Below are 9,416 nucleotides of genomic sequence, written 5' to 3' on the forward strand. Positions count from 1 at the left end.
CTCATGACCGTTCATTCCGTGACCGCTCCGGCGCCCCGCATCGCTCGCGGCGGCAAGGCCATCTATGGCGCGCCGCTCGGCATCCTGATGCTGGAGGCGAAGTTTCCGCGCATTCCCGGCGACATGGGCAATGGCACGACCTGGCCCTTCCCGGTGCTCTACCGGGTGGTTTCCGGCGCGAGCCCGGAAAAGGTCGTGCTGAAGGGCGCGGCCGGCCTGTTGCCGGACTTCATCGACGCCGCCAAGGACCTGGTCCGGCTCGGCGCCGAGGCGATCACCACCAATTGCGGTTTCCTGTCGCTGTTCCAGAAGGAAATCGCGGCGGCGGTCGGGGTGCCGGTCGCGACCTCGTCGTTGATGCAGGTGCCTTGGGTGCAGGCCACGCTTCCGCCCGGGAAACGCGTCGGCCTGGTCACGGTGTCGGGTTCGACCCTGACGCCTGCCCATCTTGAGGGCGCCGGCGTGCCGCTCGACACGCCCATGGTCGGCACCGAAAACGGCAAGGAATTCTTCCGCGTGCTGATCAAGGCCGAGAAGGAGGACATGGACGTGGCCCTGGCGGAACAGGACGTCGTCGAGGCCGGCAAGGCGCTGGTCGCCCAAAACCCGGATATCGGTGCCATCGTGCTGGAATGCACCAATATGCCGCCTTATGCCGCGGCGCTTCAGGCGGCTGTTGGCATTCCCGTCTATGACATCTATTCGATGATCACCTGGTTCCACGCGGGCCTGCGCCCCCGCGTGTTTGCCTGATCCTCTCATTCGGCCGCAACGGGACCATGGGACCGCCTCCCATGGTGACGACGTGACTGGCGACACCCTGACCCAAGATCACCTGACCCAAGAAAACCTCATCGCCGATCTTCGCGCGCTGCTCGGCGAGCGCGGCGTCCTCACCGCCCCGCCGGATATCGAGCCCTACCTGTCCGACTGGCGCGGTCTCTATCACGGCCGTTCGCCTTGCGTGCTGCGCCCGGCCGATACGCGGCAGCTCGCCGATGCGATGAAGCTGCTGTCGTCCAGGGGCGTCGCGGTCGTGCCTCAGGGCGGCAACACCTCGATGGTCGGTGGCGCCATGCCGGATGAGAGCGGCCGTCAGGTCGTGCTGTCGCTTGCCCGGATGAACCGCATTCGCGACATCGATCCGGTCGACATGACCATGGTCGCCGAGGCCGGCGTCATCCTGAAGACCGCGCAGGATGCGGCGGCCGAGGCCGGCTGCCTGTTTCCGCTGTCGCTCGGCGCCGAGGGCTCGGCCACCATTGGCGGGGTGCTCTCGACCAATGCCGGCGGCAATACCACGGTGCGCTACGGCAATGCCCGCGAGCTGATGCTGGGTCTCGAAGTGGTGCTGCCGGACGGCCAGATCTGGAACGGCCTCCGGCGGTTGCGCAAGGACAATACCGGCTACGCGCTGCGTCAGCTTTTCGTCGGCGCCGAGGGCACGCTCGGCATCGTTACCGCCGCGGTGCTGCGCCTGTTCGCCCGGCCGAAGGCGCAGGAGGTCGCTCTCTGCGCGGTGCCCGACCTCGCCGCGGCGCTCGCCCTGTTCCGTCGTTTCCGCGACCGCGACGAGGCGAGCCTGCAGGCCTTCGAATATATGTCGGGCACGGGCGTCGGCCTCGTGCTGAAACATATTCCCGGCGCGACTTTGCCTTTGGCCGAAGCCGCCGATCATTACGTGCTGGTCGAGCTTGCCTCGCCGCGTCCGGATGCGGGCCTGCGCGCGCTCATCGAGGCGGTCCTTGGCGAAGCCTTCGAAGCGGGCGAGGTCAGCGATGCGGCGATCGCCGAAAGCGCGGCCCAGGCCCAGGCGCTCTGGCGGCTGCGCGAAGAACATTCGGAATCGCAGAAGCTTGCCGGCGCCAGCGTCAAGAACGACGTCTCCGTGCCGGTCTCGCGCGTGCCGGAGCTGATCAGGCTTGCGACCGAGGCCGGCGAGCGGCTCATGCCCGGCATTCGCGCTGTGCCCTTCGGCCATATGGGCGACGGCAATATTCACATGAACTTCGTCCAGCCCGAGGCGATGGCGGGCGCCGCATTCCTCGCGCGCAGCCATGACCTGATGGACGCCGTCAACGAAGTGGTGCGCTCGCTCGACGGCAGCTTCTCGGCCGAACACGGCATCGGCCGGCTGAAACCCGACATGCTGGCCGATTGGCGCGCTGGTCCTGAGTTCGAGCTGATGCAACGGATCAAGGCGGCGATCGATCCCGCCGGCCTGATGAATCCCGGTAAGGTTTTCGAGATCCCCTGATGGTCGCCGATTGGCCGCTTCAGGCGCGCGAATAGGCCGGGAATAGCCGGTTTCGCGATTGCCAGCGTTCAGTCGGGGCCCGTATATTGAAGTGTGTTCGGCAATGCATTCAGCTAAGGAAAGCCACGTGGAGATCATCTCCGACAGCGTTGTCGATCGGGTCTATGAGCAGCTCAAGGCCATGGCGGTGAGCTATGAGTTCAAGCCCGGCGAGCGGCTCAACGAGGGCGATATCGCCAAGCGGCTCGGGGTCAGCCGGACGCCGCTGCGCGAGGCGCTGAACCGGCTGAACACCGAGGGTTTCCTGCGCTTCACGCCGGGCAAGGGCTTTTTCTGCCGCGAACTGGATGCCCATGAGATCTTCGATCTCTACGAATTGCGCAAATCGATCGAGCTTGCGTCGGCCCGGCTGGCGATCCGGCGGGCCAAGGACAGCGATATCGATGCGCTGCTGGCCTTTCTCGATGCGACCGGCCCGGATCCGGGCGAGCGCACGGCGATCGAGCTGGTCGAGCTCGACGAGGCCTTTCACGAGCGGCTGATGGCCATGTCGAACAATGCCGAGATGTTGCGGGTGCTGCGCAACGTCAATGCCCGCATCCGCTTCGTTCGCTGGATCGACATGGACCGCATCAACCGCTCGAACACCCAGGCCGAGCATCGCGCCGTGCTGGTCGCGGTCAAGGCGCGCGACGAGGCGGCCTGCGTCTCGGTCCTGGAAAAGCATATCGACCGCCGGCTGGATCAGATCACCTCGGCGATCAAGGAGGGTTATGCCCAGATCTACATGGCGACGGCACGCGCGGTGACCGGCTGAGGATCTGCTTGGCCGAGCCGCGGGCTCATTCGGCCGCAGACATCGCGGGACAACGGAGGCGTCGGACTGTCCTTGCCGCTCCGGCCGGCTCAACATAAAGGCCCCGCCATGAACGGGGCCTTTGACGTGGAGAGAGAGGCTTCAGGCCCGTCAGGCCGCCAAGATCGCAGTGCTCATCGCACTGGGCTGTCGGTCGGAACGAGGCTCCAGAACTGGCCGGTAAAATTGCCGCATGCACGAAGCTCGGGCTGGTTGGTCGATGGCTCGACATCCAGACACATCGCGGTTCCGCGAAACTGTGTGGTCAAGCGAAAACCACCCTGAGCGCGGGTGAGCCGCCAAAGCTGTCCGGAGAAATTGCCACAGGGGCGCAATTCCGGCTGGTTTGGTCCTGGATCGATATCAAGGCACATATTCGGTCCGCGAAACTGGGTCGTGAGCCGGTAAAACCCGCCATCATCGCGCACGAAACGCCAGAATTGTCCGCTGACATTGTCGGCGCGGCGCAATTGAACCTTGTTGTTGCTGGGGCCGCCGTTGAATACGTCCAGCGGCATGTTTCGACCACGAAATTGCGTCGTCAACTTGTAATAGACGTTCGCGTCGATCGCATGATCCTGCCCATAAGCGGTTTCATTGACGGCGAGCAAGCCAGCGATGAGTGCCGAGGCCAAAGCCATCGACGGAGCGATGCGATTCATGGTCACCTTCCCGAGCCTCCCCACATCGAGGCTCGGCCTAGATAGGGCAACTATTCCCTTGCGTCACGCGCTGGAATGACCGATCGCCGGCTTTCCGTGCCAACCCGTCTTGTGGCGCAGACCTCCGGCCCCTTCAGGGATGAATTCTCCAATGATCCGCTGGCTTGCCGGTCTAGGAGCGCTTGGAATTGCCCCCAACCCAGACGGGCATGTCGCTTTTCAGCGCGCGCTCATAGGCCTCGTCCCAGACCGGCAGCGGATAGACCACGCGGAAGCAGTCGAAGCCGCGCAGCATGATTTTGGCGCTTTCCGGCTGGCGTGTCGCCATGTCGAGGATCAGTTGCTTGATGTGGCCGACGCGTGACGTGTTGGCGGCCGCCCGCATGACCGCGAGACGCATGCCGTCATGTTGGACATCGCGTTCCTCGCTCATCGGCAGCGCCGCCTGGGCGATCAGGGCGGTCAGCTGCTCGAACAGATAGTCGGCGCCGATGAGGCCGAGGCCGTTATCCGTCTCGGCCAGTCGGCTGCGCACCGCCGCGACCGCGAAACAGGCCGGCGTCAGGGGGGCGTAGTGGCTGTCGGCATCGGGGTGACGATCCGCGTCGCCGTCCCACAGCGACCTGAGGAGTTGCGCCTCGTCGGCGGGCAGGCGGTTGGCAAGCCTGAGACCGGTCTCGACCCGATGGGCCTGATACCATTCGATCGCGCGCATGATCTCGCGCGCCAGCGCCAGGCTCTGTGGCTTCGGCGCGCGCCGGTTGGAAATGAACTTCCAGCCGCGCCAGCCATGGATATCGGCGAAGACATCGACTACCCGGCTGTCGAGTTCGTCGAAAACGGCGAGGGCCGCGGCAGAATGGCGACATTCCGGAAGGGCCAGCGTGATGGTCATGACGCCCTCCGCTGCCGACGGTGCCACCGGCCGGGACCCGGCCTGGAGGGGAATTCATTCTGGGAGGCGGGCGGCACGGTCTGGCGCAATGAGAGGCTCCGGCGATTCTCTGGTCAGAGACGGGCCGAAGGCTTTCATGGCGGCGATGGATCTGCCTCCCCCGAACGGGGGAAGCGTGGCGCCGTGACGACATCAACTACCCGTGTGCCGATACATTGCGGAAAGAGGATCGGGCAGGGGCAGCGGGCAGGGCAGGGGCAGCGGGCAGGGCGGGGCAGGGTGCCGGGTCAGGCCTGCCGCGACGCGTATCGCTCACCGGTGAGCCAGTCCCTGACCGTCCGTTCGTCATCATCGGTCAGTTGATGGCCGGCGGCCAGGCGGCGTTGCGAGAGGCTCGCGCCGGCATCGCGCAGGAGGTCGTCCAGGCCATCGGCCTCAGCGGCGAAGGGATCGCTGGCGCCGCTGACCGTCAGGACGTGCGTTCCCGAGAGGTCCGCCTCCGGTGGCTGTTCCAGCACGCGGACCGGCCGCAGCAAGGCGGCGGCGCGGATGACGCCCGGGTGCAGCAGCATGACGGCGACCGCGAAATTGGCCCCGTTGGAATAGCCGAGCACGGTCGTCCGCTCGGGATCGAGACCATGCCCCGCCAGGGCCTCGGGCAAGGTGGCGGCGAAGGCTGCGGCCTCGGCGATGATGTCGGCCTGGTCGAAGGCCGTCGGGCTGAACCGCTGGAACCAGCGGAGCACGCCTTCCTCGGCGCTGCGGCCCCGAAAGCCGAGAAGCGTTGCCCGCGGCGCGATCCGGTGGGCGAGCGGCATGAGGTCGGTTTCGTTGCCGCCGGTGCCGTGTAGCAGGACGATGGTGCTGCCGTCCGGATCGGCCGGCCGCTTCAGCCGGTGCACGAAGGCCAGTTCGAGCCGCCGTTCGCGCGGCTCGCCGGGCAGCGCGATATCCGGCAGTTGCAGCTTGACCGCTTCAGCCGTCTCCGGTGGCACGAACAGCATTTCGCCGAGATGGTCCGGGCTTTCGTCGACGGTCATGCCCGGCCCGTCGGTCGCCCGCTCGCACAAGGCGCCGGCCGGCTCGCGCCAGTAGATCGAGGTGAAATAGCGCCGGTCCTTGATCGGGCTCGTCTCGCGGCCCTGGTCCTGCAGCAGCCGAAGCGCCTGGCGCAAGCCGTCCAGGTCGGGCGTGCGAAACGCCAGGTGGTCGATCGTGCCGGGGCCACCGACACCGGGCCAGAAGCCGGTCGCGTCACGCAGGTCGATGGTATCGCCGGCCGGCGAGGTCAGGCGAATGAGGCCGTCCTGGCGCGCGGTTTCGACATAGCCGAGATGCTCGGCCAGGGCGGCCTGGGTTTCCCTTGCCTGGTCCGACAGCACGGTGGCGCCGCGCAGGCGGCGGATCGCATGTTCCGCCGGCACCGGCCCGTCCGCCAGCGGTGCTGCCGCGGCGAGCGTGTCGATCCCGACGAGCTTGATCGTGGCGCCGTCCGGATCGGTCAGGCGCAGGACCGGTTCGCCGAATTCGCGAGCGGGCCCGGTGACCTTGACACCCTGGCTCATGGCCCGCGTCAGCCAGAAGCCGATGCTGGCCGATGGGATCGCCAGGGCGAGATCGGTGAACTGGCCGAGACCGACACGGCCCCGTTGGCCGTCTTCCCAGACCAGGAAGGTGACGAGCGAGCCGGGCGAGCCTGCCTGATCGCCGTAGAGCAGGTGCAGCTGGGTGGCGTCCTCGAAGCCGCCGGTGCGCTTGACCAGCCGGAGGCCGAGAAAGCCGGCATAAAAATCGACGTTGGCCTGGGCCTGGCCGGTGACCAGCGTGACGTGGTGCAGACCATGCGACATGAGGCGTCCTGAGGTGGGGGCGGGGCGCCGTGCAGCCGGTCAGCGCAGCAGGGCGGCGGTCCTGTCGAGGGCGGGGGCCAGGCCCTTCAGCGAGATCGACAAGACGGTTTCACGGCCGTCATCGGTGGTGACCTTCGCCTTGATGGCGGTGCCGCGGCGAAGTGTCGCCAGCATCCGCGCGTCGAAGGACAAGGGCACCAGGCAGCCGGCGGGCAGGCAGGTGCGGAACCTGAGCGGCTGGCCGACCGGGCCGTCGTCGACCTGCAGCGTCACGCCCTTGTCCAGCGCCAGCCCGAACGGCAGCACGAGCACGCCTTCCGCCTTGTCGCCGACCGTCGTCAGCTCGATCGCCATCACGCGCTGCCGGCTTTGCGGGTCGGCCTGCTGCTGGGTCAGGGCGCAGCGCTTGCCGGCGCCCTGCTGCAGGCAGGCGACCTGCCAGTCCTGATAGGTTTCCTGCAGCGACGAAGCGCCGCCCGGCAAGGTCGAGGCCGGCGGGGCGGGAGTTGCCGCCGGCGCGGGTGCCGCCGCCTGTGCCAGGACGGGGAGGGGATTGAGCGCAGCGGCGCCGAGAACAGTCGCAACGGTCAGGGCGAAAGCGACGAAGGACTTGGTCATATCGGCACATCCAGGAGTTGCTGGAGGAGCGTTGTGGCGCAAACGGCACCCCGCGACAAGGGCCGGCGTGGCGGAAAGCCGCGCCCGACCCGGAACCGCCGGGTTTGCCGGATCGGCTCGAAGCTCAATCGGCATGGCCGGTCTCGTCTTCGATCTGGATGGTCGAAAGATGCAGGTCGTAGCGCTGTTCGAGCAGCGCCTCGACGCGCTTGCGCAAGGCCACCATCCCGTCCGGGGACGTTCGCGTGACGATATGGGCGGTGACGACGTTGCGGTCGCTGGTCAGCGACCAGACATGCAGGTCATGGACGCCGGCGACGCCCTCGATCGCCAGGAGGTCCTGCTCGACCGCCGCCACGTCGATGCCGGCCGGAGCCGCCTGCAGCAGCACGTCGATGCTTTCGCGCAGCAGGATCCATGTGCGCGGCAGCACCCACAGGCCGATCAGGACCGCGACGACGGTATCGACCCAGGTCCAGTTGGTCAGCCAGATGATCAATCCGCCCAGGATGACACCGACCGAGCCGAGAAAGTCGCTCCACACCTCCAGATAGGCGCCCTTGATGTTCAGGCTCGCGTCCTTGCCTCCGGCGAGCAGGCGCATGCTGATGACGTTGACGATCAGGCCGAGCACCGCGATGACCAGCATGGGCAGGGACTGGACTTCGGGCGGGGTGGCAAAGCGCTTCCAGGCTTCATAGAGAATATAGAGAGCGACCAGGAACAGCAGCATGGCGTTGAACGCCGCCGCCAGGATCTCGAACCGGTAATAGCCATAGGTCCGCTGCAGGTCCGGCGGCCGGCGGGCGATGTGCACCGCCACCAGTGCGATCGTCAGCCCCACGGCATCGGTGAACATGTGCGCGGCATCCGACAGCAGCGCCAGGCTGTTGGTCAGGAGGCCGCCGACCACCTCGGCGACCAGAAAGGTCGAGGTGAGGGCCAGCGCGGCCGTCAGCCTTGTCTGGTTCTGCGTGCGGGCGCCGTGGTCGTGGCCGGTTCCCATGGAATGTCTCCTCGAGTCTCGAACGATCGGGAATGACCGAGACGCGGCTGCACCGACGTGACATTGCCGCGTGTTGGAAATTGTCGCCAGGGGGCCTTCAGCCCGCCGCTCCGCAATTCGGGCAGAATTTCGCGGAAGCAGGCCGCTCGGCCGAGCAGGAGACGCAGAGGCGCGCGCCGAGCCCGGTGCCGCATTGGCCGCAAAAGCGGCTGCCGGCTGGGTTGGCCGCGGCGCAGGACGGGCAGGAAGGTGGCGGCGCCGACGGTCGAGATTGATGGCCGTTGGGCGCGCCGTCGCCATGATGGCCGCCCTGGCCATGACCTTGCCGGCCGCGATGGCCGTTGCCCAGCAGATCCTTGAAAAAGCTCATCGGTTGTCTCCGTTCCGGGTCACTTCGGGTGGACCGGATCGATCGCCGGAGCGCGATGGGCTGAAGCGAAGAGCTCGGCCGTGGTCGCGCGCACCGTGGAAAGGCGGCCCGACATGCTTTATGCAAGCTCTAGCGACTAGAGCTTCAAGTGGTTTTTTTGAGCATGATCGAAAAAAAGCGAAGAGCCGGCCTGACGATCGGCAGCTTGGCCCGTCGCGCCGCGACGAAGGTGCCGACGATCCGTTATTACGAGACGATCGGTTTGATGCCGGCGCCGTTCCGGTCGGACGGCAATCAACGGCTCTACGATCCCGGCCAGGCAGACCGGCTAATGTTCATTCGCCACGCGCGCGAACTCGGCTTTCCGGTCGACGCGATACGCTCCTTGCTGGCCTTGTCGGACCGGCCCGACCGATCCTGCGAGGACGCCGACCGGCTCGCCAGCGAACAGCTCGCCGGCGTGCGCAGCAGGATCCTGCGGCTCCAGGCGCTTGAGACCGAACTGGAGCGAATGATCCGAAGCTGTCGCCACGGCAATGTCGCCGCATGCCAGGTTATCGAAGTCCTCGGCAACCACGCGCTCTGCGCCCAGGATCATCCGGGCGACCAGGACGGCCCTCTCGCGCGCTAGCGCGTACGCGTCACTTTCATTTTTGCGCCACCCGCCTGGGAGGCCATCACCGAGGTCGCGTGAGCAAGGCCTGACGGCTCACGGCATCGCTATGTTTTGCGCTGGTTGGGCATCGCGAAACCACCTTGTGACGGATCGCCGCCTTCTTGTGTATGTGCGCTTATGCATTTATGATTGCGCTGAAATGTTTTGCAGCATGCATTTTCTCAATTTCGTGATTGGCAAGTGAACGGCGGGGCGCCTATCTCAGTCCTGTCGGCGGCGGACACCT

At 66.5% G+C, this 9,416-nt stretch carries 10 protein-coding genes; 4 read left to right on the forward strand and 6 right to left on the reverse strand.

Annotated elements, in window-relative coordinates; all coding sequences use genetic code 11:
* Positions 1–3: 3 nt before the first annotated feature.
* From AC07WJ_RS30515 to AC07WJ_RS30525, 3 genes are all read left to right on the forward strand, one after another.
* Entirely contained in the window at positions 4–753 is a 750-nt protein-coding gene (locus AC07WJ_RS30515) for an aspartate/glutamate racemase family protein (RefSeq protein WP_494938478.1), read from the forward strand.
* A gap of 82 nt (positions 754–835) precedes the next feature.
* The gene (locus tag AC07WJ_RS30520; protein ID WP_494938496.1) at positions 836–2,257 is read left to right on the forward strand and encodes an FAD-binding oxidoreductase; all 1,422 of its coding nucleotides are present in this window, start codon (positions 836–838) and stop codon (positions 2,255–2,257) included.
* Between the two features lie 127 nt (positions 2,258–2,384).
* Positions 2,385–3,074, forward strand: a complete 690-nt coding sequence (locus AC07WJ_RS30525) for a GntR family transcriptional regulator (RefSeq protein WP_494938479.1) — start codon at positions 2,385–2,387, stop codon at positions 3,072–3,074.
* A gap of 173 nt (positions 3,075–3,247) precedes the next feature.
* Here the strand turns inward: AC07WJ_RS30525 and AC07WJ_RS30530 are convergent, their stop codons facing one another.
* The 6 genes from AC07WJ_RS30530 to AC07WJ_RS30555 form a co-directional block, all read right to left on the reverse strand.
* Complete coding sequence (locus AC07WJ_RS30530; protein WP_494938480.1) at positions 3,248–3,775, reverse strand: RICIN domain-containing protein; 528 nt, start codon at positions 3,773–3,775, stop codon at positions 3,248–3,250.
* A 172-nt stretch (positions 3,776–3,947) separates the two neighbouring features.
* Positions 3,948–4,670: a hypothetical protein gene (locus AC07WJ_RS30535; protein ID WP_494938481.1), complete on the reverse strand. Its 723-nt coding sequence runs from the start codon at positions 4,668–4,670 to the stop codon at positions 3,948–3,950.
* Between the two features lie 287 nt (positions 4,671–4,957).
* Entirely contained in the window at positions 4,958–6,520 is a 1,563-nt protein-coding gene (locus AC07WJ_RS30540) for a VOC family protein (RefSeq protein ID WP_494938482.1), read from the reverse strand.
* Positions 6,521–6,559: 39 nt separating this feature from the next.
* Positions 6,560–7,138 carry an invasion associated locus B family protein gene (locus AC07WJ_RS30545; RefSeq protein ID WP_494938483.1) on the reverse strand — a complete coding sequence of 193 codons (579 nt, stop codon included), beginning with the start codon at positions 7,136–7,138 and terminating at the stop codon, positions 6,560–6,562.
* Between the two features lie 124 nt (positions 7,139–7,262).
* A complete protein-coding gene (locus AC07WJ_RS30550; RefSeq protein ID WP_494938484.1) occupies positions 7,263–8,144 on the reverse strand; it encodes a cation diffusion facilitator family transporter in 882 nt (293 codons plus the stop codon).
* A 97-nt stretch (positions 8,145–8,241) separates the two neighbouring features.
* Positions 8,242–8,514 (reverse strand): zinc-ribbon domain-containing protein, encoded by a 273-nt coding sequence (locus tag AC07WJ_RS30555; protein ID WP_494938485.1) that lies wholly within the window; start codon positions 8,512–8,514, stop codon positions 8,242–8,244.
* 163 nt (positions 8,515–8,677) lie between these two features.
* Here AC07WJ_RS30555 and AC07WJ_RS30560 point away from each other — a divergent pair, with 163 nt between their 5' ends.
* On the forward strand, positions 8,678–9,145 hold the full coding sequence (locus AC07WJ_RS30560) for a MerR family transcriptional regulator (RefSeq protein WP_494938486.1): 468 nt from the start codon (positions 8,678–8,680) through the stop codon (positions 9,143–9,145).
* Positions 9,146–9,416 lie beyond the last annotated feature (271 nt).

This window comes from Phreatobacter sp. GW821-FHT04C01, from assembly GCF_059420385.1.